A 22,828-nucleotide genomic window follows, 5' to 3' on the forward strand; every position below is an offset into this window, starting at 1 on the left:
CCATGAATGCAACCAACAAGCTCGAACCGACGGCCGCATTGGAACGGATTCGTTCGTGGTATCGCGAGTACCGCAACGAGCATGGTCCGTCCCCGGTGGAGGATCTGTCCCAGCTGGAGGCACGTCTCGACCTCACCCATGCGCATCCGTCCGGCATCGCGCAGCTGTTCGCCAGCGGCCATGTGCAGCTGAGCAGCCTGTTCCGTGACAGCGGCATGCTTCGTGCCGGCCAGCGCCGCCTATCGCGCGTGCTGGAGGACCAGATCGCGGTGGAAAGCGCCAGCGGCAACGCGCAGCTGTCCCTTGCCGTGGGCGTGGCCAGCTGGAAGGGCTCGGCCATGCCGCTGCTGCTCTACCCGGTTCAGGTGGATCAGGAGGAGGGGGCCGAGTCCCTCGCCCACGCGCAGATCCGCTTCACGTCCACCGCCACGTTGAATCCGGCGTTCATTTCCGCCATGCATGATCAGGGCGTGATGCTTGACGAGGACGCCCTGCTCGATTCCTCGCAGTACGCCGACAATTCCCCCGAGACGTCCGCGCTGTTCTCCCGTATCACCTCGCTGGTGGGCGATACCGTGGAATCCTTCATCGTGGAGCGCGAGATCATTCTCGGCTGCTTCATCCATTCGTCCACGCTGTTCATCGAGGAGGCGCAGACGCTGATCCGTCGCATGGAACGCGGCGTGACCGGCAACGATCTGCTCGACACGCTCGCCGGCAACGACAAGGCCGCCGCATTCCTGTCGGAGTACCCGGTCTCCTCGTACACGCCGTACGACATCGATCCGCATAACGAGCTCGAGATCGGCGACGTCGACAACGTCACGCGCTACGCCGCGCAGATCGTGTCGTCGGGCGCATCGGCATTCGTTGATCTGCCGGGCGGCCGCGGTTCCGAAAGCATCGCCGCCGGCGTGACCAGTCGTGCCATCATGAACGGCAAGACGGTGCTGTACGTGCCGTGCGTACCCAGCCAGAAGCGTCGTTTCGTCAAGCAGGTCAAGCGGCACGAGATGTCCGGCATGCTGCTCGACATCAACGACAACGCGTTCAATAACGCCATTGATCATCAGCTCATCGCGGCCGTGGGCTTCCAGCCCGGAACGGCCAGTTCGCACTTCGATCAGGTGGCCGACGAACTTGTGGGCGTGCGCACCCGTCTGGCGCGCTACCTCGGCGACCTGCACGGCAAGAACAAGGAATGGGGCATCTCCGCCTACGAGACGATCCAGAACCTCGCCCGCATCTCCGCCCTGCCCACGCATCCGGCCACGCATGTGCGCCTGACCGAGGGGGCGGCCCGACAGCTGGGCAACTCCATGGACGCGTGGAGCAAGAAGCTTATGCGCGCCGGCGAACTCGGCGAATTCGAGATCGGCCCGGAGGACACCTCCTGGTTCAAGGCCGCCGTATACAGCGAGCAGGAGGCGGTGAACGCCTACCAGCGCGTGGTCCGTCTGCTGGAGAAGCTGCTGCCCGCCGTGCGCGAGCAGATCCGCATGGTGGTGGAGACCTGCGGCTTCCCGATCCCGAACACCATGCAGGAGTGGGGACGCCAGGTCGTGGTGCTCAAGAACCTGCGTCGCGTGCTCGACGTGTTCCAGCCCGCGGTGTTCGAGCGCGACATTCCCGCCATGATCGAAGCGTCCAAGTCCAAGGCCGCCCGCAAGGCCGAAGGCACCACGATGGGCTTCTGGGAGCGTCGCCGCCACGTCAAGGAAGCGAAGAGCCTGCTGCGTGTGGGCGCCCAGGTGGAGGACCTGCACGAGGCGCTGCTGGTGGTGGCCAAGCAGGCCGAGCAGTGGCGTACGTTCGTGCCCCACGGCGGCTGGCCCGTGCTGCCGCCCAAGCTCGACGACATCATCGACACGCAGGATGCGATCATCTCCGATCTGACCGCGCTCAACAGCGTGCTTGCCACCACGCCCGACGGCGCCGAACTCGAATCCGTACAGTTCGCCGCTTTGGAATCCCGTCTGCAGGCGCTGTTCGACGACCATCGTTCGCTCGACACCCTGCCCGAACGCAGTGCACTTGAACGCGACTTCGTCGCCAATGGTCTGGGCGATCTCGTCGACGATCTGCGCAACCGTCGCGTATCCAAGGATGCCGCCCCCGGCGAACTGCAGCTCGCCTGGTGGACCACCATTTTCGAACTCATCGTGCACTCCTCGCCGATCATCTCCAATCAGGACGGCTCCGTGCTCTCCTCCGCGTCCGAACGCTTCGCGCAGGTGGACGCCGAACATGTGGCGAGCGTGGGCCCGATGATCAATCAGGAGATGACCAGGCGTCTGAGCGAACTGCTGTTCTCCCGCTCGCACGAGGCGAACCAGCTGCACACGCTGCTGGCCAATCCGGCCCGCGTGCCGCTCAACCGCCTCCGTCGCGACTACCCGAACATCCTCACCGCCACCAAGCCGATCCTTGTGGCGTCGCCCGCCACGCTTGTGGCCAACACGTCGCTTGGTCACCTCGCCGATATCGCCATCGTGGACTCCGCGGCGCACATGAACCCGCTGGAACTGCTGTCGATTCTGGCCCGTGTCGATCAGGTGGTCATCATCGCCCACCGCGAGACCATCACCTCGCCGGCCGTGGCCGCGCTGGTGCCGTGCCTGAAACAGCTGAAGGTGCTGTCGCGCACCGACCGCAGGGATCCGCGCATCAGCCAATTCCTCGAGGAGAACGGCTACGGCAAGGTCCCGCTCACGCTGTCCATGCCCGACCCGCGCGGCGGCGTCGGATACACCCACGTCGAGGCCAGCGGCGTGCCGTCGCCCATCACCGGACTGGTGGAAAGCAGCAAGAACGAGATCGACAAGGTCGTGGAACTGGTCATCGGCCGTGCCACCGGATTCAGGATCGTCCCGGCGTCCTACTCACTGACCATCGTCACCATCTCCCAGGTGCATCGTCAGCGCATCGGTGCCGAACTCAAGTCCCGTAGCTCCAAGGATCCCGGCCTGCGCAAGTTCCTGCGTCACGTGCGCATCGTGAGCCTCAACGAGGTCTCCGGCGTGGAATCCGACGACGTGATCATCACGTTCGGCTTCGCCCGCACCACGCACGGCCGTCTGCTTCAGCAGTTCGGCATGCTCGAGCTGAATGGCGGCGACGCCATGCTGCTCGACGCGCTCGCGCTCGCCCACGTACATGTGGACGTCGTCTCCTCGTTCGGTTCGCAGGACCTTGACGATGAACGTCTGCGTCAGGCCGGTCCGCAGCTCATGAAGAAGCTGCTCGCCTGGTGCGAGCACATCGACGAGGTGAAGGTGCCCGAGCCTGGCCCGCTGCCCAAGGAATCCAGCACGTTGCTGATCGATCTCGCCGAACGCATGCGCGCCCGCGGCCTGAACGTGGAGCTCAACTACGGTTTCCCGGACGGTATGAGCATTCCGATGGTCGTCGGTCTGCCCGGCAAGCCGTTCATCCTCGCCATCGAAACCGACGACGCCGGATTCATGTCGATCCCGTCCACCCGCCAACGCCATCGCTTTGAAATGGAGGACCTGCAGGCCATGGGCTGGTCGGTGATGGTCGTGTGGAGCGTGGCCGCGTTCGTCAACCCCGACAAGGAGGTCGACCGTGTGGCGGCCCGCATGGCCGAGCTCGTGGGCGCATCCGGCAACGGCAAGCCCGGCGCGAGGACTGCACGATGACGAATTCCACAGTGCGAGTCGTCGACGCCTCCGGTGAGCGATCCGGTCGCCGGAAGCACCGCCGAGTGGTGTTCAAGGGAACGGAACGATTCGACGCCGACGGTCTGTTCGACGCCGAATCGTCCGCCGATCCCGACGAACTGCGCGAACGCGCGAACAAGTCAAACGACGACGATCAGCGTATTCTGACCGAACTGCCCCCGCACTGGGCCAAGTTCGACGCCGAAGGCCGCCGATAGCGTTCACATCCTTGTTCTGGGTGCCGTTCCGGACTCCCGGAACGGTCCGTCCATATTTGTCGTCGTTCCGGTTAGGATATGTAACCGATTGTCTTTTGACGTTGAATCTGACTTTGACGTCCGACCTGACGTTTGATGAAGTCCAGTTGTGGAGGAGCCAGCCGTGCCTACTTATCACTACCGTTGCAAGAACTGCTCGTATGATTTCACCGAGCAGCAGTCGTTCACCGACGATCCCATCACCGTCTGCCCGAAGTGCGGCGAGGAGCAGGTGCACAAGGTGTACGCCGCCCCGTCCATCGAATTCAAGGGCCACGGCTTCTACCGCACCGACGGCGCATCCTCCAAGAAGTGAGCCGATATCGCAAACCGTAGCCGATGCGGTGAGTCGGGTCGTGCGTAACGGTTGCACTTGCAACGCTGACGCACGTTCGACCACATTGGTCGTGTACTCTGGCCAAGGCATATTCCCATCAGTCACAGTGGGAATATGCCTTTTTTATTTTCGTCATCATCACACCGCCGTGACGACACCGTGGTCGTTCGTCGGCGCCGCGCACTCGCCCGTCGCCTGACGGTGGCGTTCTGCGCCGGATTATCGGTATGGCTAATCCTGCAATGCGTGATGTCACTGGTGGAACGCAGCCCCGTCGTGGTCGCATCCGTCTCGATATCGCGCGGAACCGCCATCGGCTTCGACGACATGACCGTGGAACAGGTGCCCGCCTCCGTGGTCACCGAATCGGCGTTCCATACGACGGAGGACGCCACCGAACTGATCGCACAGGTGGACATCGCCAAAGGCGAGCCGATCATGCGATCGATGGCATCCAAGACGCCGGTGATCGGCACCGACCAGACCGCCGTTGAGGTCACCCTGGCAAGCTCGACGACAACGTTGATGCCGGGACGGCACGTACGCCTGGTCGCCGCCGACCGTGTGCTCGCCGAATCCGCACTGGTGCTCGCAGTGCCGGACCGGGGGAGCGGAGAATCCGATGGATTACTGTCTGGAAAAGCCGAATCGGAGACGGTGACGATCGCGCTCACCGCCGACGAGGCCATGGCGGTACTCGCCGCCCAGCAGGAAGGGCCGGTGCTCGCGGTGACGATCGCTACCGAAGTCGAGCCCGATCCGACTGTGCCACCCGAGTGAACCCGTCCGGCGTGAGCACGCCATCGACAGGCATATCGTGCCGTTCACGCGGCAGTTCATGATCGACGAACTCCCATGGCCACACCACGGCCGTCACGTCGGTGCCGGGACGGCGCAACGCGAGCATGCGGTCGTACCAGCCGCCGCCGCGTCCCAGCCGCCATCCGTCACGATTCACCAGCACCGCCGCGGTGATCGTCAACTCCGCCTGCGCGATGGTCTCGGCGGGCAGCACCTCGCCCTCGGGCTCCCGCGGTCGGCGCTCGCCGGCGTCGGCAAGCTCGTCCATCCGTTCCAGCACGCCCCAGCCAAGATCGCGCCCACTTCCCAGTCTCGGCACCAGCACGCGCACATGTCGTGACAGCAGCGCGCGCAGCAACGGCAATGTGGATACCTCGGTGCCCATCGATACGTAGGCGGCCACGGTGGTCAGGCCATCGAACAAGCCGGATCCCATGGCAACGGTCGCCAATCGTTCCCCGGCCGTCTCCCGTTCCTTCGGCGTGGTCAGTCGACGTCGTGCCAACGCCACATGCCGAAACGCGGATTTGTCATGCAGATCGGAGGGGAGAACCAGTTCGGTGGTGTCATATGCAGTGTCGTGTTCAGCGTCATGTGCAGTGTCCTGTTCAGCATCTGTCATGCTCCGGTTCTATCAGTCACTGTCAACCGCATACTGATTCCTTAGTGTGATCACACTAAGGAATGGGGTTTCGGGCAGGGGCGTCCCCTCGTTGTACGTCCCTCGGCGGAACATGGGAGCCATGTTCCGGCTGTTTTCCAGAAATGTGTCAGAAACGGGCAATGCGAACTTTCGTGTACCATCCGCGCTTGAGGCCCCGCAGGGGTTTGCCCCGCTGCGACTGCGTCCCATGACCAGTGCGGATTGGGATGAGTGGAGCACCGCGCGACGTCGTAACGAACAGTGGCTCAGGCCGTGGGACTCCGGTGACCCGCTGCATGGGTCGCCCATCACCTTCGACGAGTGGATCAGTCGTCAGCGTGAGGCGGAGCGTATGGGACGCGGCATCATTCTGCTGATGGAACTCAATGGCCGCATCGTCGGGCAGATCTCATTGGGTGCGGTGAGCTACGGTGCGATGCGTACCGGAACGGTGGGGTATTGGGTCGACGAGGCCCACGCCGGTCGTGGGCTGGCCCCGCTTGCGCTGGCCATGCTGGGCGACTGGGCCCTTTCCGATCCCACCGGCCCGGAACTGCATCGTATGGAGGTCGCCATCCTTCCCGAGAACACGCGTTCCAAGCATGTTGTGGAGAAAGTGGGGATGAATTTCGAGGGGGTACGACACAGTTATATGTATGTGGACGGCCAATGGCGTGATCATGACGTATATGTTCTGTTGGATTCCGACGTTTCCGGCTCATTGACGGCTCGTCTGAAGCCGGTTTCGGCTCCGACACACCGCCCGTGAAACGTCTGGTTTTTCAGGAGGTTACCCTATCGTAGAGTTCATGGATCTGGATTCGCTTGCAAGTGTTGTACTGTGGGCGATAATATTGGTACTTCTGTTCGGTCTTCAGCCGTGGAAAACGATGAACGGCATGAGGAACGCAATGGAGCATCGTCCAGACCGGTATTCCGCATCATTGCATATCATCGATATGGATGATGGTATGCACTTCGGCGACAGGGCACCAACTACCGCCGGGAAAGGGACGGCTATGCAGTCTGGGGCACAGGCAACCAAGCTCGACGACAAGCGGATCGAGCATGTTCGCGCGTTGCGTCGTGCCGCCATTCGTCGTCGCCGTCTGCTTGTGGGATCGTTGTTCGCAGTCGCCGTGGTGGTGTTCGTTCTTGCCCTGCTGCTGCATTTCAGTCCGTTGTTCGCGCTGATCCCGATTGCGCTCGATGGCGTGGTGCTCGCACTCGGTGTGCGCGCATCCAAGCAGGCAAGGGAGTGGGAGCATAAGGTCGCCGCGGCCAAGCGTCGCGCATCGAAGAGGAGGCCGACCGCTTCCGCGGGGTCCACGCAACGGTCTCGTGGCCGGAATGCCGTCCAGACCGTGGCCGAACCGGAGGCTCAGACCGCCACCGACGCGATGAGCGCTCAGGATATTCAGGCCGCATTGGAGCGTGCCAAGGCCGAGAAGCTTGCTGCATTGAAGGCGCGTGAGCTTGAACGCCGTGCGCGTGAGGCCGCTGCCCGTGCCCAGGCGTCGGCGGTCATGCCCGAGGATGAGGAGCCGGCGGATTCCGCTCTGTCCACGCCTGCGACGATCACTCCGCGCAGTCAGCGTCATCAGGACACCGGTGAGGCTCCGAAGGCCGTTCGTCAGGATGCTCGCGGTCCGCGTCATCCGGGGGCGGCGGTTGCCGACGGCATTGTTCCGTCCGCTCAGCAGGCGTCCGCCAAGTCGACCGCTTCCCCGTCTGCGATTCAGCATGCTGTGAATCAGCCCCATAAGCCCGTGGTCAAGGAGAAGCCGGCCAGCGAGCCCGAGGACTTCACCAATGAGCTGGAACGCGTGTCGCCGTCCCATGCGCTTGACGCCTTCGAACTGGCTTCAAATCAGGACCTCATCTCCTTCTCGCTGGGTGCGCCGCGCCATGGCAAGCCGGTCAAGGCTGCGGAACCGCAGAGCCTTGAGATCAAGTCCACCAAGCAGGTGGCTCATGCCGAACCGGTGAAACCCGCTCAGAAACCGGTTCAGAAGGCCTCTACGACGGTTGCTGATGCCCAGCGCGCACAGGACAAGGCCGAACTTCACACGAGCGCGCAGAAGGCCGTTTCTGAGGCCGACGCGACTCCCGTTACAGACTCCGTCTCAACGTCCAAGGACGATGCCGTGTCCAAGCTGGTTAACGGTAAGAAGATCGAGGAGGCCGCGGCTCGTCGTGCCGAGCGCAAGGCCGCTGTCGCCGCGCATGCGCCTGTGGCGGCTCCCGCGAAGACCGAGGAGTCGCTCGGCGTGAACGTGGATGCCGTCCTCGCCCGTCGCCGCGGCTGATTGCCCGGTGGGTCATCGCTGCGTCCCTCCCTTCGCTGATGGCAAACTCCGTTAGCACTCAAGTTGGCAGAGTGCTAATTTCGCGCTACCATATCGAGTAGCGCAAAAGGACGTTCACCCGAGTGATCGTCAGCCTCTCGGCGGCGTTCTGGCGTGGGAATTGTTCGATTGCTCTTTGAAAGAGGAGGCCCACAGTGTCGATTGCACTCACACCGTTGGAAGACAAGATTGTCATCAAGCAGGCCGCTGCCGAAACCCAGACCGCTTCCGGTCTGTTCATTCCGGACAGCTCCAAGGAGAAGCCGCAGCAGGGCGAAGTTCTGGCCGTGGGCCCGGGCCGTCGCGACGACAAGGGCGAGCGCATCCCCGTCGACGTGAAGGTCGGCGACAAGGTGCTGTACTCCAAGTACGGCGGCACCGAGGTCAACTACGGCGGCGAGGACTACCTGATCGTCTCCGCCCGCGACGTGCTGGCCATCCTGAACTGATCCCACTGATCTGATTCAGACCGACGCCGGTCATACACCGCGTCTAATACTTCAAGGCTCCCTACCGTTTCCACGGCAGGGAGCCTTTTCTGCTAGTCCCTGATCTGCTGACAACGACCATTGATCAAATTCATCTGTGGCGTGCGGTTTACTTGTTCTTGCATCCATGTGCAGTGGTAAAAAGGGAATGTTAGCCTCCTGGGAACATGCGTGGAAAAGTCGAAGATGACTTTCGATGTGGGGGCAATCGGAAAGAGCGAAGGGATGTAACGATGAATGAATCAGTATTGCGCGGCGTTCACCGTAGCGCATGTAAACTTATCGGCGTGATGGCGATATGTACCATGACGATTGCCGTGGCGGGGTGTGGGGCGTTGCCCGGCTCTTCGTCGACGCCGTCAGATGCTGTCGCCGCATCGTCCGGCGATAGCACTCTGGATTCGGCTGTGCGACAGATATACACCAAGGATTACACCTATACGAAAACCAGCGTATCCTCATATGGCGAAGAGACGGTGACCGTGGTGTCCCAGGGCGTGGTGTCCCAGTCCCCGTATCGGGAGCATGTGAAGGTGATGTCATCGAGTTCGCAGATTTGGGATGAAGCATATTTCTATGACAACGGCAGTGCGTTGCTTCACACGGAATCCGGATGGCAAAAGACCAGATCCAACAGATCATACCCGTATGGTCACAATCGGAAGCTTGATGTTACCGGGACTGATACGAACGGTGATGTGCGAACGTATTCCACTCGATATACGGAAAATGTCGGTAAAGGGTATGGAATCGACGATCTTACCGCCACGCTGACTCAGACATATCGCATCGATGCCGATGGGAACTTGCTGAGCATAGAAACCGATCTGAGTGATCTCAATCGAGTGACGGCAATCGCAAACGCCATGTCAGCTAATGGAGAAGATCGTGCGGAAGCCGAGAGCAATGCTGGAACAGCAGAAGATCATGCCTCCAAGGAAACCCTGGAGATTCACGATCTTGGCGTGACACAATCCATCGAGATTCCGAAGGTGTGAACTCCATTTTGACCATGATTTCGAGATGGGCGTGTACTCGGCTTGAAGATTCTGCCTATGGCGGGTTGGAAAACGTTGCAATCGCAACGATTGGATGAGATCGGGCCGGGATGCGCGAAGCGACGGGCTGTGGCACGCTGGGATCATGACTTCAGATCTTACGCATCAGGGCGTGTCATTCGACGACAAGCCTCTGGGATTCAATACGCTGTCCATCCATCTGGGCAACGGTGTGGATGCCGAGACCGGCGCCATCCGTCGTCCGATCACGCTCGCCAACGCCTACGCGTTGCCCTACGATCCATCCGACATCAACTGGTCGAGCTCCGACGTGAACCTCTACACGCGCAACGGTCATCCGAACCAGCGCTATCTTGAGGCCAAGCTCGCCAAACTCGAGGGTGCGGAGGACGCGGTGGTGCTCGCCAGCGGTGTGGCTGCACTGTCCGCCACGTTCACCACGTTCCTCAACCGAGGCGATCACGCCGTATTCTCCGACACCACGTACATCGCCGCCTACCGACTGCTCGAGCAGATCCTGCCGGAGAAGTACGGCATCGAAACCAGCATCGTCGACACGTCCGATCCTGCGAACGTCGCCGCTGCACTCAAGCCGAACACCAAGCTCGTGCATATCGAGACACCGGCGAATCCGACGCTCAAGGTGTCGGATATCAAGACCATCGCCGCACTCGTGCACGATCACAATCCCGAAGCCGTGGTGAGCGTCGACAACACGTTCAATTCACCGTTCAACGTACGACCGCTCGATCTCGGCGCGGACATCGTGATCGAAAGCCTGACCAAGTACATCAACGGTCACGGCGACGCACTCGGCGGAGCCATCGCCACCACCAAGGAGCGCACCGACCAGATCCGCTTCACCGCGCAGGTGAACTACGGCGGCATCATCAGCCCGTTCAACGCATGGCTCATCAATCGCGGATCCGTCACGCTGCCGCTGCGCATGAGGCAGCACAATGCGTCCGCGCTTGCCATCGCACAGCGTCTTGAGTCCCTGCCGCAGGTGCGGTTCGTCGCCTACCCCGGTCTGGAAAGTCACCCGCATCACGATGTCGCCGTCTCGCAGCTCGCCCGTCCCGACGCCGGATTCGGCGGCGTGCTCGCATTCGGTCTCGACACCGATCACGACGGACACAACCGGTTTGTATCCAAACTCAACGTGATCACATCAGCCGTCTCCCTCGGTCATGATGAAAGCCTGATCGTGTTCCTCGGCGAGGATGACGAACGACAGTACCTGTATCCGGAGGAGTTCCACCGCGGATTCTTCCGCCTCGCCGTCGGCTTGGAGGATACGGATGATCTGATCCGCGACATTGATCATGCGCTCGCCGAGGCCGGACTGGCGTAAGAGCCGGCCACTTGCCGATTTCTCTAAGGGCGTGTTCGTCGGTTTCCATCAAGTTATAGTGGAAACCGACAGCTTTTGCGATGACGGGAGCCGGCAATGGGGGATCAGCAACACGGTGATGGACAGTATGCCGGTGATGGACAGTATGCCGGTCGGCGTAGGAATCGGCGATTCCGGAATCGTGATCAGGGCAGCCCGGACGGTGGATATGGTCAGCACGTTGACGGGAATGCGACGTTTGCGGCCGCTGGCGGCGATGCCGCGCCGGCGGACCTCGCTCAGCTTCCGTCGCACATCATCGACTCGTTGTGCAAGGTGCTTGTCTGCTCGCGTGAGGTGATCGAGCTGACCGTGACCGTATTGTGCGCCGGCGGTCATCTGCTGCTCGAGGATGTGCCCGGCACCGGCAAGACCACGCTCGCCCGAGCGCTCGGCCAGTGCGTTGGCGGCACCGTTCATCGCATCCAGTTCACGCCCGATATGATGCCGTCCGATCTGACCGGCGTGAACGTGTATGACCAGCGCGCCCAGCGGTTTGAATTCCATCCCGGCCCATTGTTCGCCGACATCGTCATCGCCGACGAGGTGAACCGTGCGAATCCCAAGACGCAGGCCGCCATGCTTGAGGCCATGGCCGAGCGACAGATCAGCGTAGACGGCGTGACGCGTCGGCTTCCCGAACCGTATCTCGTGCTGGCCACGCAGAATCCGATCGAACTTGAAGGCACCTATCCGCTGCCCGAGGCGCAGCTGGACCGTTTCATGGCACGCTCGTCGATCGGCTATCCCACGCGTGATGCCGAACGGGCCATGCTGCTTGGCGAGCACGCGGGCGAACCGTTAACGGATCTTCAGCCGGTGTGCACCACGCTTGAACTGGGCGAGGTACTGCGGCAGGTGCGTGCCGTGCAGGTGAGCGAACCGGTGGCCGACTATATCGTGTCGATAGTGCGAGCCACGCGTGAGCGTGACGACGTGCGGTTCGGCGCATCGCCACGTGCCGGCCTGAATCTGCTCGCCATGGCCCGTGCCCGCGCGTTCATCCGCGGTCGTGATTTCGTCACGCCACATGACGTCAAGACACTGGCCGTGCCGGTATTGGCCCATCGTCTGGTGCCCAGAAACATGACCGGCGCAAGTGCGTCGGCGGAGCAGTGCGAAAGGATCGTGTCATCGATTCTGGAATCGGTACCCGCTCCGGATGCCGGCCGTTCGGCCCCGGTGAAATCCGGCGCAACGCCACGTGCGGTGCGATCCAGGTAGGAGCAGGCCATGAGTGCGCATGACGGTCAAGCTGTGGGACGTCGTCGAGCTGCGGCCGACGTTCGTTCGGCGCGTCGTGCGCGGTCGGGACAGCGTGACCGATTCGCATGGCGCAACCGTTTCCGTTCGCTTACGCATGCTCATGCCCATACGGCCAATGCCCACAACACGACCATCGTCATGCGCAAACCCTACCGGCATGGCATGGTTCGCCCGACCGTTCGTCTGATCGTGCTGCTGGCGCTTGCCGGTGTGGCCCTGTTCTTCGCATTGGCGGTCGACAGCACCGCGCTTATGGCGTTGGCGATCAGTGTCCCCGCATTGGCGGTGATCTCGCTGATCGTAACGCTGGCAACACGTCCGCTTGTCAGCCGTCAACATGGCCGAATGGACGACGATGCCGCAACGCGCGACTTCCGGCGGTCCGTTGTGACTATCGTCCGACGCTGCATGATTCCCGGTCTCATCCGTCGTGAATGCCAATGGTCACAACTCGATCAGCATGATCACGTAATCCGTCGATTTCGTTCCACCGATACGCCTGTTGATCGAGGACTGTACCGCTTGGATGCCACGGCGGTCACGTGGTTCGACGCGTTCGGTCTGTGGAAGAGTCGACGGCTGATTCGTGACCACATCGAACGGCTGAATCCTCCCGACATCGCGCTCGCCGAACTCAAGGGAATCACGCCGATGTCGTCGCATCCCGGTCGCGGGGAGGAGACCGACGCCGCCACGGTCCGCCGATACGAATCCGGCGACCCCTGGCGCATGATCGCCTGGCGGGCGAGCGCGCATCGCGGCACACTGATGACCCGCGAAGGCTCCCGCGACGCCCGATCCGACACGCTGATCGTGGTCGACACAGCGACCGTCCGTTCCATTGACGCATGCCTTGCCACAGCGGCCCAACGATACGAGTCGTTGCGCGCGGCAGGCGTGCGGGTGTCGGTGACGGACGGCGAGACGGTATACTCGAACGCCGATGCCATTGAACGGTTTCTGGCGGCTGCCCAGTCGGGCGATCATGCTGTGACCGTCGGGGAGCGCGCTAGGCAGGTTGCGCAGGCGCTGGGCCGTCTGCCCGGCTACACCGTGGTGCTGTTGACGCCGGAATCGGCTGAATCGGCAGAATCCGGCACGACGGACAAGCCAACAGAATCGGGCGCGGGGGAGCGCTCTTCCATACACATCCCCAAAGTTGTGCACACGACGGTGGATGACGTGGATAGGTCTGGGGATTCCCACGACGGCAACAATGCACACCATGCGGAGAACCGTGAACGGAACGTCGACGAGCGGAGTGCCGGTACGTCGAACGGCGATGTGCGGAATCCGCATTCCGCCACTGTGTCGCCAACGATATCGTCGCAGTCGACATTGGAGCAGGCGTTGCGTGCGGTGGTGCCGGAACGTCGGTTTGACGTCGTGCGGGTGCCGAAGAAAACAGGCATCGACTCTGCCGTATCCGTTGCCACTGATTCGTCTGCTGCTCAAGTGTCATCAGGCGTTGCGGAGACCGCCGCTGCCACTTCTACCGTGCCTGCAATCGTCGCTCAGGCCATCACCATGCCGGTCCTGCTGGCGATCGCCGTATGGCAGACCAGTACGCTGTTCTCCTTCGGATGGTGGACATGGTTCGCGATTGCGGCGCTACCGATCATTGGCTTGGATGCGGCGATTCCGGCCAAACGCCGACGCATCCGACTGATACGCGGACTCGTCGTCAGCCTCCTTGTCGTCATCGCGGCTGTGATCCTTGCGATCCTACGCATTCGACGATTCGCGGCAGAATCCGCGGCCGATATATCGTCGTCCGACACCCCCAATGGCAGTCCTCAAGACCCCCTTGCGCAAGCGGACGAGCAGACCGGCATATTCCACTCGCTGACGACTGTGATCAATGCCCTGTCGTCCGGAGCGATCGAGATCTACGAGCAGTATGTGCCGGTCGTCCTTGGCGGCAATGCCGACGCGCTGCTCATACTTGTGGTCGCCGCCATCGCCATCGTGCTGCGCATACTGCTGATATTCCGTCCGATTCGACCCATCGTCGCAGTGCTGCCGATCGCCATCGCCGCCGTGGACTATGCGTGGGCGGGCCAGGAGCTCTCCCTGCCGTGGATCGTGGTCTGTCTCGTGTCCGGCGGTGTCCTGCTGTGGTCGTCGCATGATCATCGCACGCGCATGCGCCCGCCCGTACCGCTTATCGCATCCCTGATCGTGGCCTCCATCGCCGTGGGATTCACGCCCATGGCCGTTACCGCCGCCCAGCGCGTGGACATCTCACTGGGCGAGGGCGGCGGACTGTTCTCCAACGGCACGATCAACCCGATGATCGATCTCAAACGTGGCGTGAACCAGACCGGTGCCACCACCGTATTCACCTACACCGCCAATGAACGCCTGTACTTCCGACTCGCCACGCTCGACGACTTCAATGGCGACACGTGGTCGTTCTCCTCACGGCTCAGCGAGCGCGGCGGTTTCTATAACGGCAATGCCGGCGATACCGGGAACGATGGCGTGACCACCTCCTCCGGTTCCGCATGGTCGCCCGTCGCCGGCCAGTACCAGTATTCGCCCTACAACCGGTTCAACGACGCCACGCCAATCGAACAGTACCTCGACGTACTTGGCGGCACCCAGTCGGGAGGTGCGGAAGGGGCCGAGTGGGAAGTCAACACCAAGGTGACCATCGATTCACTCAACTCCCGATTCCTGCCCGTGCCCTCCGGTTCCGTGAACACCAGTCAGGCCACGTCGGCGGGTGTTTGGCGGCGCGGCGGCGACTCGGCCTTCTACAGCGTCATGGCCGTCACCATGCCGGGCATGACCTACACCGCGGACGGCACCTACATCACCCCGATCCGCTCATCCGGCGACTTTTCCACCATCGACGCGCTCAACACGCTGAAAACCAAGGCCAACGAGAGTCGGACATCGCAGACGTTCCGCATCCGCGTCGGCGACGATCCCACCACCGTGACCGATACCAACGGCAACAGGATCGGCGAATTCACGCGCAACGGCATCAGATTCAACGACGACGTGATCGACCAATACGGTCTGCGCGGACGGTCATGGCTTATCGGCATCCCCGAAGTCGTCATCAACGACGGCAAGTCCGACGTCAGTACCGGCGTGACCGCATACGAAGTGCGTGGATACACGATCGAACTCAATCCATCGGCATGGCTGGTCCGTCTGATGAGCGACATGTATGGGGCGCTTGGCGCGGGAGCGCAAGTCGGCGACAACGAATTCTCGTTCCTGGTGCCGCCCATGCAGACCATGTTCAACAGCGATGGCAGTATGACGACAGCGGGCACAGCGAATGCCGGAGATGGGTCACGTTCTACTGATGCCGTCATCGATGAGCGTATTCCGAGCGGCTACGACGAACTGCCGGACGTTCTGCCGGCACAGGTGACGGCAGTGGTCGATCAGGCCAAACGGCAGGGCGTGCCGACGTCCGGCGGCGGGGCGGAAAGCCAGATCGCGGCCATGGAATATCTGGTCGACTACTTCACGCACAACGGATTCTCCTACTCGGTCAGCGCGCCCGACGGTTCCGGACGCAACAACATGCAGGTGATCGGCGACTTCCTCGATCGCAAGACCGGCTACTGCGCCCACTATGCGTCGGCGCTCGCCGTGCTCGGCCGGGCCATGGGTGTGAAAACCCGCATGGTGCTTGGCTATTCGCCCGGCAGCGGCGAATCCTCGGATGGATCATATGCCGTGGCCAGCAATCAGCTGCACAGCTGGGTGGAGGCATACATCAACGGACTCGGCTGGATCCCCTTCGACGTGACGCCGGCCGATGGCGTCGATGCCGCAACGGGTACCGATGCCGGGCAGACCGCCATCGCGCCGAGCACGTCAGCCTCCGCTAGTGCGCAGCCGTCTGACACGTCGTCATCGTCGGCGTCGCAGAACGCGTCCGCCACGCCGTCCGTCAGCCAGTCGGGCAGCGCCGATACCGATACGACCGATGACGGCGAGAACGCCGATTCGACGACTGATGGTGATGCCGTCGGACAGGGCGATCAGGGTTGGGCCGCATTCCTGCATTCCCGTGCCGCGACGGCGCTCGCCGTACTTGCCGCGATGGTGTGCGGGTATGCGATCGTCAGTTCGGGCATGTGGATTCGTGCGTGGCGTCGCCGTCGTCGAATCCGTGAAATCCGTGCGATCCACGCCGACGGGGATCGCGCCTGGCTGATCGCATGGCGTGAACTGACCGATACGGCATGGGACTGGTCGGTGCGATGGCCGACGAGCGCCACCGAACAAGACATCGCCGACACGATCGTGCAATGGATCAGACGGGACGACGTGCGGAAGATACGGGAGAATACGACGGAAGTCGACGACTACGATGCCGTGATCGACACGATCGGCATGATGGCCGACCACGCCGAAGCCGCCGCCTATGGAGGCGGTTCCCGGCGAAACGATGTCTCTGGTGTCGCCGGAGACGTATCGGTGAGCAGGTTCGGGAACGTTGCCGCCGCGGACTCTGCCGATACCGAATCCTCGCGCATCGTCGCATCACTCGACGATGCGCGTGCGGTACTGTCACGTGTCTGGTCCGATCGTGCTAGGTCACTGCCTGCGATCGTACGCATTGGGCGTCTGCTGTCGCTGCGGCTGGTTCCGCGCTCGCTGTTCCGGCGCTGATCCGGCAAACCAATACTGAATCCGGCAATCCGACACTGACCGGACCGTTCGTACGGACTGGGTTTTGACGCACTTTTGACTTGCCGTGCGTTAAGTTCCCAGACAATGCAGGCATAATGGCGATCGTTGTGGCTATGCGGATCCGATATCGGCGCGAATGCGGTATGCGGCGAGCAATGGACAACAAGGAGGTGCCATGACGCAGCATAATCAATCACATCAGGATGCGGATCGGACCGTGAAATCCCATGGTTTCACTGCGGATCAGAGGCGTCTGTTGGAGGATCTGGACGCTGTCGATCACGTCGATTCCCGGGGAAACATCCACTACACCAAGGAATTTTCCAAACACGCGATTGCGGAGTATCAGCGGGGCAAAGGCCCCAAGCAGATCTTCACCGAAGCCGGATTTCCGTTGGAAATACTGGGATACAAGCGAATAGAGCGGGCGATGTACCGGTGGCGACACGCCTACGACACGCCGATTTGCGCGCCCCGGAAAAATGTGTTTATATAGCCGAGTTGCCGATCACGGGGGCCTTCCTCCGGGAGAAGTAACGGCGGATTTCCCAAGCGGTCAAAGGGAGCTGACTGTAAATCAGCCGCTTCGTGCTTCAGTGGTTCGAATCCACTATCCGCCACGCCTCGATAGCTCAGTGGTAGAGCACTTCCTTGGTAAGGAAGAGGTCGCGAGTCCGATTCTCGCTCGAGGCTCTCAATGGCGGGGTAGCTCAGCTGGTTAGAGCGTACGACTCATAATCGTAAGGTCAAGAGTTCGAGTCTCTTCCTCGCTACAAAAACGTCGGAGAAACCGGCGATGACACTATTACAGAGGTGAATGATGGCAAAAAGCGCCGATATCCGTCCCGGCATCACGCTGGCCTGCACCGAGTGCAAAGAGCGTAACTACATTACGACCAAGAACCGTCGTAACACCCCGGATCGCCTTGAGCTGCAGAAGTTCTGCCCGCGTTGCGGCAAGAAGACTGTGCACCGCGAGACCCGCTGAGGTATAGACTTTACATCCCGATCACTGCAAAGTGGTCGGGATTTTTTGTATTTCCGGATTCGAGTTTACCGGCTCCAGTTTTTTGTATGTCCGGCAACGCCTACTGCCCCTGATATGGTGGGCCATATGACTTCTCCTACTTTTGCGGATCTGACCACCATCGGCGTAGGCGGATCCATCGCACGTTTCATTGAACCCGACTCCCGCGTCGGTGTGATCGAAGCCGTTGAGGATGCGGATGATCGTGGACTGCCGCTGTGCGTAATCGGTGGCGGTTCCAATATGCTGGTCAGCGATGAGCCGTTCATGGGATTCGTCGTCCGCGATGCGAGACGATCGATCGGCGTGCCTGACGAAGTGGCTCCCGTCGAAGGCGAGGACCGAACCGTGCATGTGAGCGCAGACGCCGGTGTGAACTGGGATGATCTCGTCGAGTTCTGCGTCCGACTCGGCCTGGAAGGCGTTGAAGGCCTTTCCGGCATTCCAGGGACGGTGGGTGCCTCCGTGGTGCAGAACATCGGCGCCTACGGGCAGGAGGTCGCCGACAGCGTCGACTCCGTGGAGGTCTGGGATCGCGAAACCAAGAAGGTCGTGGAACTCACGACCGCTGATCTGCATTTCGGATACCGCACCTCGGCGCTCAAGTCGAGCATGTACCAGGCTCCCGCGGTGCCGGCCGACTGCTATTTCCCCACGCCGCGCTATGTGGTGCTGTCGGTCACGTTCGCGTTGCGGCACAGCGCCACCGGCGTGGTCAACGTCGGCCAGCTCGCCCGGGCGCTCGGCGTGGAAACCGGTGCCCGTCTGGAAACGCAGGCCATTCGTGATGCCGTACTCGCCGTGCGTGCCGGCAAGGGCATGCTCGAGGACCCCAACCGGTACGCATCGCCGTGGATGCGCGGCACCAAGGAGGATCGCACGATCGAAGCGGCCATGACGGCGCTGAAGACGGCGAACGGCTCCACTGCACCCGACTACAACCGTCACAGCTGCGGCAGTTTCTTCATGAACCCGGTGCTCACCGCCGATGCCGCCGCCGCTCTTCCCGAGGACGCGCCGCGGTTCGCGGCCCCGCTGCCGGACGGCACGCAGGGCGTGAAGACCTCGGCCGCATGGCTGATCGATCACGCCGGATTCCATAAGGGATTCGCCGTGCGCGAGGGGGCGGCAGCCTCGCTGTCCACGTTGCACACGCTGGCCCTGACCAACCGGGGATCCGCCACCGCCGACGATGTCGCCGAACTCGCCCGTACGGTGCAGAACGGTGTGGAGTCCACATTCGGCGTACGACTGATTCCCGAACCCGTGACCATCGGCGTCGATCTGCACTGATCGGTATGTGCCGAATCGTCCCGTAAAACGGTTTACATCCCATATTTCGGACGTAACCTGTGCGTAACCGGCGAATCCTCGCCGGTTTACTTGTTTTTTCACAATTCTTGTCTAATCTCTTCAAGGAACTACAAGCGGGAGGCCGTGCAGCATCGCAGGTCGACTCCGGGAGAAGGACACCATAAAGACATCATGAATCTTTTACGAACCAAGACGGTCGAGCAGACCATCGCCGAAACCGACGAAGCCGACCGCAAGCTCAAACGCAATCTGAAATGGTGGGATCTGGCCATCATGGGCGTGGCCGTCGCCGTGGGTGCAGGCATCTTTTCCGTGGGTGCCCAGGCCGCCGCCTATCATGCCGGCCCCGCCGTGATCATCAGCTTCCTGATCGCCGGCATCGTGTGCGGTGCGGCCGTGATGTGCTACGCCGAATTCGCCTCGATGATCCCGGTGGCGGGATCCGCCTACACCTTCACCTACACCACGGTCGGCGAGATGGTGGCGTGGATCATCGGCTGGGATCTGATCCTGGAAATGCTGATGGCGGGCTCCGTCATCTCCAAGTACTGGGGTGTGTACCTTAACGATTTCTTCCGACTGATGGGATGGAACCTCAATACCGGCGTCCAGATCGGATCGTTCACGCTTGACGTGGCCCCGATCATCATCGTGGCGTTCTTCACCGTGCTGCTCGTCTACGGCACCCGACTGGGCGCTCGCGTGGACGGCGCGATGACCGTGCTCAAGATCGCCATCGTGTTCTTCGTCGTCATCGTCGGATTCTTCTACGTCAAGGCATCCAACTTCACGCCGTTCATCCCGCCGAGCGAACCGGCATCCTCCGTGCAGACCGCATCCAGCGAGGTCACCGGCATCTGGGCGCAGCCGCTGTGGCAGTGGGCCACCGGCATGACCCCGTCGATCTACGGCATCCCCGGCATCCTGTCCGGTGCGGCCCTCGTGTTCTTCGCCTTCATCGGCTTCGACGTGGTGGCCACCGCGGCCGAGGAGACCGACAATCCGAAGAAGGCCGTGCCGCTGGGCATCGGCACCGGCATGCTGCTCATCATCGTCATGTACGTGGCCGTGGCCGTGGTGACCACCGGCATGGTCTCCTACAAGGATCTGGCCAAGGCCCAAAGCCCGTCGCTCGCCACCGCATTCGAACTTGTGGGTGCCAACTGGGCGGCCAAGATCATCAGCTTCGGCATCGTGCTCGGTCTGGCGACCGTGGTCATGGTGCTGCTGCTCGGCCTGACTCGCATCGTGTTCGCCATGAGCCGTGACGGACTGCTGCCGCGCGGCCTGTCCAAGACCGGCGCACACGGCACCCCGGCCATCCTGCAGATCGCCTGCGGTGTGGTCGTGGCTCTGGTCGCCGCGTTCTTCGACATCGGCGTGCTGTCCGACATGGTGAACATCGGTACGCTGTCCGCGTTCACGCTGGTCGCCATCTCCGTGCCGATCATGCGCAGGAAGCGCCCCGACCTCAAGCGTTCGTTCGTCATGCCCGGCAACCCGTGGGTGCCGATCCTCATCGGCTTGGCGAACCTGTGGCTCATGCTCAACCTCACCGTGCTCACCTGGGTGCGGTTCGTGGTGTGGCTGGTCGTCGGCTTCGCGATCTACTTCGCCTACGGCTACCGTCACTCCCGTCTGGGACTTGACCAGCTCAAGGGTGACATTCCAGCAGACGCTCGCTGATCGTCAACGACTAATCAGCGACTAATCACAGCCATACGCCGTCCCTGTTATGGGGGCGGCGTAAACTATATGTTCAGTATGTGAAACGCCGCGGGGATGTGCGGCGAGATGAAGGAGATTGATCATGCCTTATGTTGTTGCCCAGCCCTGCGTGGACGTGAAGGACAAGGCCTGTGTGGACGAATGCCCGGTGGACTGCATCTACGAGGGGCCACGTACGCTGTACATCAACCCGAACGAATGCGTGGACTGCGGTGCCTGCGAGCCCGTGTGCCCCACCGAAGCCATCTTCTACGAGGACGATCTGCCCGAGGAGTGGGCTTGGTACAAGGATGCCGCAGTGCAGTTCTTCGCCGAAGTGGGCGATCAGGGCGGAGCCTCCGGCTTCGGCGAGATCGACCACGATCAGGAGCAGGTGGCCGCGTTGCCCCCGCAGAATCAGGACTGAATCCCAGATTTTTCAGTACTGATTATCAGATTCCGGCGTCATACATGTTCGAATTGCCCTCGGAACGGGAGAGCGGACGTGAACGGCACCGGAATCTTTTATTATTACGTGTGATTACGCCTGATTACGATTACCGATGTATCGGTAGGGCGCGGCAGGGCGGAATGCCCGTGAACGCCCGAACACCTATGAACGGAGAAGACCTGTGGGATTCGCACCATTCAACACGCCATACGACTGGTCTCGACTGTCCGCGGCCAAAGCCGTGGCCGCACAGCATCCGGACGGCATGATCGACCTGTCCATCGGCTCGCCGGTCGACGATGTGCCCGCCAGCGTACGCACAGCGCTCGCCGACGCCTCCGACGATCCGAACGCCTACGGATATCCGGTCACACGCGGCACCACACAGCTGCGTGAAGCCATCACCCGATGGTTCTCCAAGGCGCGCGGCGTGGAACTCGAGGCAATCGGTGCCGGCATCTGCCCCACGGTGGGATCCAAGGAAGGCGTCGCACTCATGGCGTCACTGCTCGGACTTGGCCACGGCGACGTCGTGGTGCAGCCGCGCATCTCCTACCCGACATACGAAATCGGCACCCAGCTGGCCGGCGCGCAGACGTTGAAAGCGGACGTCGCCGACGTGGCATCCTGGGAGCACGTGCCCGGCGTGAAGATGATATGGGTCAACTCGCCGTCCAATCCGACCGGCGAAGTGCTCACCGCCGCACAGCTGCGCGCCATCGTCGACACGGCACGCCGGATCGGCGCGGTCGTGGTTTCCGACGAATGCTACGCGCTCATGGACTGGCGATCAGACGTCCCGGAACTCACCGCCACCGACTGCATTCTCAATAACGACGTCTGCGAAGGCAGCGCCAAGGGGCTGCTGTGCCTGTACTCGCTGAGCAAGCAGTCCAACATGGCCGGCTATCGTACGGCACTGATCGTAGGCGACAACGCCATCGTCGCCCCCATGCTGGAGACGCGCAAGCAGATCGGCCAGATCATCCCCGGGCCCAGCCAGGCCGCCATGGCCGCCGGACTCGACGATCTGGATTCGGTGATCGCGCAGCGCTCGCGGTATCGCGAACGTCTGGAACTGCTCGTCGACGGTCTGCGTGCCGCCGGATACGAGGCGGAGATGCCGGAAGGTGCCTTGTACGTATGGGTCAAGGCCGTCAGCGGTGACTGCTGGACCGACATCGATGCGCTCGCCAGGCTTGGCATCATCGTCAGTCCGGGGGAGTTCTACGGCGACAAGGAATATCTGCGTGTGTCCGCCACCGCCGGCGATGCCGCGGTCAGCGCCGCCGCCGAACGACTGGCACACGCCGATCTGAATAGATAGGGAACGGATAACGGGGTACGTATTCATACGCGATACGCATCCATACGCATACGGTGCGTACATACACGAGGAGCCTCCGCCAATGACGGAGGCTCCTCGCTT

18 protein-coding genes and 3 tRNA genes are annotated in these 22,828 nt (G+C 62.0%); 20 read left to right on the forward strand and 1 reads right to left on the reverse strand.

From position 1 onward, the window contains the following. The first annotated feature begins 2 nt into the window (after window positions 1-2). The 4 genes from EP30_RS00805 to EP30_RS00820 all read left to right on the forward strand — a co-directional run bounded on the left by EP30_RS00805 (window position 3) and on the right by EP30_RS00820 (window position 5,057). The gene (locus EP30_RS00805) at window positions 3-3,662 is read left to right on the forward strand and encodes a helicase (protein WP_140555305.1); all 3,660 of its coding nucleotides are present in this window, start codon (window positions 3-5) and stop codon (window positions 3,660-3,662) included. Beyond that, the gene (locus EP30_RS00810; RefSeq protein WP_140555307.1) at window positions 3,659-3,901 is read left to right on the forward strand and encodes a hypothetical protein; all 243 of its coding nucleotides are present in this window, start codon (window positions 3,659-3,661) and stop codon (window positions 3,899-3,901) included. The genes EP30_RS00805 and EP30_RS00810 overlap by 4 nt, the downstream gene beginning before the upstream one ends. 163 nt (window positions 3,902-4,064) lie before the next feature. Continuing rightward, on the forward strand, window positions 4,065-4,256 hold the full coding sequence (locus tag EP30_RS00815) for an FmdB family zinc ribbon protein (protein WP_093959706.1): 192 nt from the start codon (window positions 4,065-4,067) through the stop codon (window positions 4,254-4,256). A gap of 135 nt (window positions 4,257-4,391) precedes the next feature. Beyond that, window positions 4,392-5,057: an SAF domain-containing protein gene (locus EP30_RS00820; protein ID WP_140555310.1), complete on the forward strand. Its 666-nt coding sequence runs from the start codon at window positions 4,392-4,394 to the stop codon at window positions 5,055-5,057. On the opposite strand, the gene EP30_RS00825 is transcribed toward EP30_RS00820, so the two are convergent. Then, window positions 5,017-5,700, reverse strand: a complete 684-nt coding sequence (locus tag EP30_RS00825; protein WP_140555312.1) for a 5-formyltetrahydrofolate cyclo-ligase — start codon at window positions 5,698-5,700, stop codon at window positions 5,017-5,019. The two genes, EP30_RS00820 and EP30_RS00825, sit on opposite strands and share 41 nt — an antisense overlap. A gap of 121 nt (window positions 5,701-5,821) precedes the next feature. Between EP30_RS00825 and EP30_RS00830 the strand changes: the two genes are divergently transcribed. The 16 genes from EP30_RS00830 (at window position 5,822) to dapC (ending at window position 22,726) form a co-directional block, all read left to right on the forward strand. After that, window positions 5,822-6,490 (forward strand): GNAT family N-acetyltransferase, encoded by a 669-nt coding sequence (locus EP30_RS00830; RefSeq protein WP_140555315.1) that lies wholly within the window; start codon window positions 5,822-5,824, stop codon window positions 6,488-6,490. A 130-nt stretch (window positions 6,491-6,620) separates the two neighbouring features. Beyond that, on the forward strand, window positions 6,621-8,030 hold the full coding sequence (locus tag EP30_RS00835) for a hypothetical protein (RefSeq protein ID WP_140555318.1): 1,410 nt from the start codon (window positions 6,621-6,623) through the stop codon (window positions 8,028-8,030). Between the two features lie 194 nt (window positions 8,031-8,224). Beyond that, entirely contained in the window at window positions 8,225-8,518 is a 294-nt protein-coding gene (gene groES, locus EP30_RS00840) for a co-chaperone GroES (RefSeq protein WP_093959701.1), read from the forward strand. Between the two features lie 272 nt (window positions 8,519-8,790). Beyond that, window positions 8,791-9,555: a hypothetical protein gene (locus EP30_RS00845; protein WP_140555320.1), complete on the forward strand. Its 765-nt coding sequence runs from the start codon at window positions 8,791-8,793 to the stop codon at window positions 9,553-9,555. A 145-nt stretch (window positions 9,556-9,700) separates the two neighbouring features. After that, a complete protein-coding gene (locus EP30_RS00850) occupies window positions 9,701-10,930 on the forward strand; it encodes a PLP-dependent aspartate aminotransferase family protein (protein WP_140555323.1) in 1,230 nt (409 codons plus the stop codon). A gap of 96 nt (window positions 10,931-11,026) precedes the next feature. Further along, window positions 11,027-12,193 (forward strand): MoxR family ATPase, encoded by a 1,167-nt coding sequence (locus tag EP30_RS00855; RefSeq protein WP_140555325.1) that lies wholly within the window; start codon window positions 11,027-11,029, stop codon window positions 12,191-12,193. A 9-nt stretch (window positions 12,194-12,202) separates the two neighbouring features. Further along, window positions 12,203-16,879 carry a transglutaminaseTgpA domain-containing protein gene (locus EP30_RS00860; protein WP_140555328.1) on the forward strand — a complete coding sequence of 1,559 codons (4,677 nt, stop codon included), beginning with the start codon at window positions 12,203-12,205 and terminating at the stop codon, window positions 16,877-16,879. A 196-nt stretch (window positions 16,880-17,075) separates the two neighbouring features. After that, window positions 17,076-17,396: a hypothetical protein gene (locus EP30_RS00865; protein ID WP_094662348.1), complete on the forward strand. Its 321-nt coding sequence runs from the start codon at window positions 17,076-17,078 to the stop codon at window positions 17,394-17,396. A 42-nt stretch (window positions 17,397-17,438) separates the two neighbouring features. Next, a tRNA-Tyr gene (locus EP30_RS00870) sits at window positions 17,439-17,520 on the forward strand. Window position 17,521: 1 nt separating this feature from the next. Next, window positions 17,522-17,593: transfer RNA gene (locus tag EP30_RS00875), tRNA-Thr, on the forward strand. A 6-nt stretch (window positions 17,594-17,599) separates the two neighbouring features. After that, window positions 17,600-17,673, forward strand: a tRNA-Met gene (locus EP30_RS00880). Window positions 17,674-17,720: 47 nt separating this feature from the next. Beyond that, complete coding sequence (gene rpmG, locus EP30_RS00885; protein ID WP_181160726.1) at window positions 17,721-17,888, forward strand: 50S ribosomal protein L33; 168 nt, start codon at window positions 17,721-17,723, stop codon at window positions 17,886-17,888. 126 nt (window positions 17,889-18,014) lie between these two features. Then, window positions 18,015-19,220 carry an FAD-binding protein gene (locus tag EP30_RS00890; protein ID WP_094662352.1) on the forward strand — a complete coding sequence of 402 codons (1,206 nt, stop codon included), beginning with the start codon at window positions 18,015-18,017 and terminating at the stop codon, window positions 19,218-19,220. 192 nt (window positions 19,221-19,412) lie between these two features. Further along, window positions 19,413-20,927 (forward strand): amino acid permease, encoded by a 1,515-nt coding sequence (locus EP30_RS00895; protein ID WP_094662354.1) that lies wholly within the window; start codon window positions 19,413-19,415, stop codon window positions 20,925-20,927. Window positions 20,928-21,051: 124 nt separating this feature from the next. Continuing rightward, a complete protein-coding gene (gene fdxA / locus EP30_RS00900; RefSeq protein ID WP_094662356.1) occupies window positions 21,052-21,375 on the forward strand; it encodes a ferredoxin in 324 nt (107 codons plus the stop codon). Window positions 21,376-21,580: 205 nt separating this feature from the next. Then, entirely contained in the window at window positions 21,581-22,726 is a 1,146-nt protein-coding gene (dapC, locus tag EP30_RS00905) for a succinyldiaminopimelate transaminase (RefSeq protein ID WP_094662358.1), read from the forward strand. Window positions 22,727-22,828: the final 102 nt, after the last annotated feature.

Origin of the sequence: Bifidobacterium sp. UTCIF-39, assembly GCF_006408715.1 — a bacterium.
In the GTDB taxonomy this organism is placed as follows: Bacteria; Actinomycetota; Actinomycetes; order Actinomycetales; family Bifidobacteriaceae; genus Galliscardovia; species Galliscardovia tissieri.

What these genes read in the sequence shown, in the direction of transcription:
- EP30_RS00805 (WP_140555305.1), top strand. Translation starts at nt 3, where the DNA reads ATGAATGCAACCAACAAGCTCGAACCGACGGCCGCATTGGAACGGATT.
- EP30_RS00890 (WP_094662352.1), top strand. Translation starts at nt 18,015, where the DNA reads ATGACTTCTCCTACTTTTGCGGATCTGACCACCATCGGCGTAGGCGGA.
- rpmG (WP_181160726.1), top strand. Translation starts at nt 17,721, where the DNA reads ATGGCAAAAAGCGCCGATATCCGTCCCGGCATCACGCTGGCCTGCACC.
- EP30_RS00850 (WP_140555323.1), top strand. Translation starts at nt 9,701, where the DNA reads ATGACTTCAGATCTTACGCATCAGGGCGTGTCATTCGACGACAAGCCT.
- EP30_RS00845 (WP_140555320.1), top strand. Translation starts at nt 8,791, where the DNA reads ATGAATGAATCAGTATTGCGCGGCGTTCACCGTAGCGCATGTAAACTT.
- EP30_RS00860 (WP_140555328.1), top strand. Translation starts at nt 12,203, where the DNA reads ATGAGTGCGCATGACGGTCAAGCTGTGGGACGTCGTCGAGCTGCGGCC.
- fdxA (WP_094662356.1), top strand. Translation starts at nt 21,052, where the DNA reads ATGCCTTATGTTGTTGCCCAGCCCTGCGTGGACGTGAAGGACAAGGCC.
- EP30_RS00855 (WP_140555325.1), top strand. Translation starts at nt 11,027, where the DNA reads ATGGGGGATCAGCAACACGGTGATGGACAGTATGCCGGTGATGGACAG.
- EP30_RS00810 (WP_140555307.1), top strand. Translation starts at nt 3,659, where the DNA reads ATGACGAATTCCACAGTGCGAGTCGTCGACGCCTCCGGTGAGCGATCC.
- EP30_RS00830 (WP_140555315.1), top strand. Translation starts at nt 5,822, where the DNA reads ATGTTCCGGCTGTTTTCCAGAAATGTGTCAGAAACGGGCAATGCGAAC.
- EP30_RS00820 (WP_140555310.1), top strand. Translation starts at nt 4,392, where the DNA reads ATGCCTTTTTTATTTTCGTCATCATCACACCGCCGTGACGACACCGTG.
- EP30_RS00865 (WP_094662348.1), top strand. Translation starts at nt 17,076, where the DNA reads ATGACGCAGCATAATCAATCACATCAGGATGCGGATCGGACCGTGAAA.
- EP30_RS00835 (WP_140555318.1), top strand. Translation starts at nt 6,621, where the DNA reads ATGAGGAACGCAATGGAGCATCGTCCAGACCGGTATTCCGCATCATTG.
- EP30_RS00895 (WP_094662354.1), top strand. Translation starts at nt 19,413, where the DNA reads ATGAATCTTTTACGAACCAAGACGGTCGAGCAGACCATCGCCGAAACC.
- EP30_RS00825 (WP_140555312.1), bottom strand. Translation starts at nt 5,700, where the DNA reads ATGACAGATGCTGAACAGGACACTGCACATGACGCTGAACACGACACT.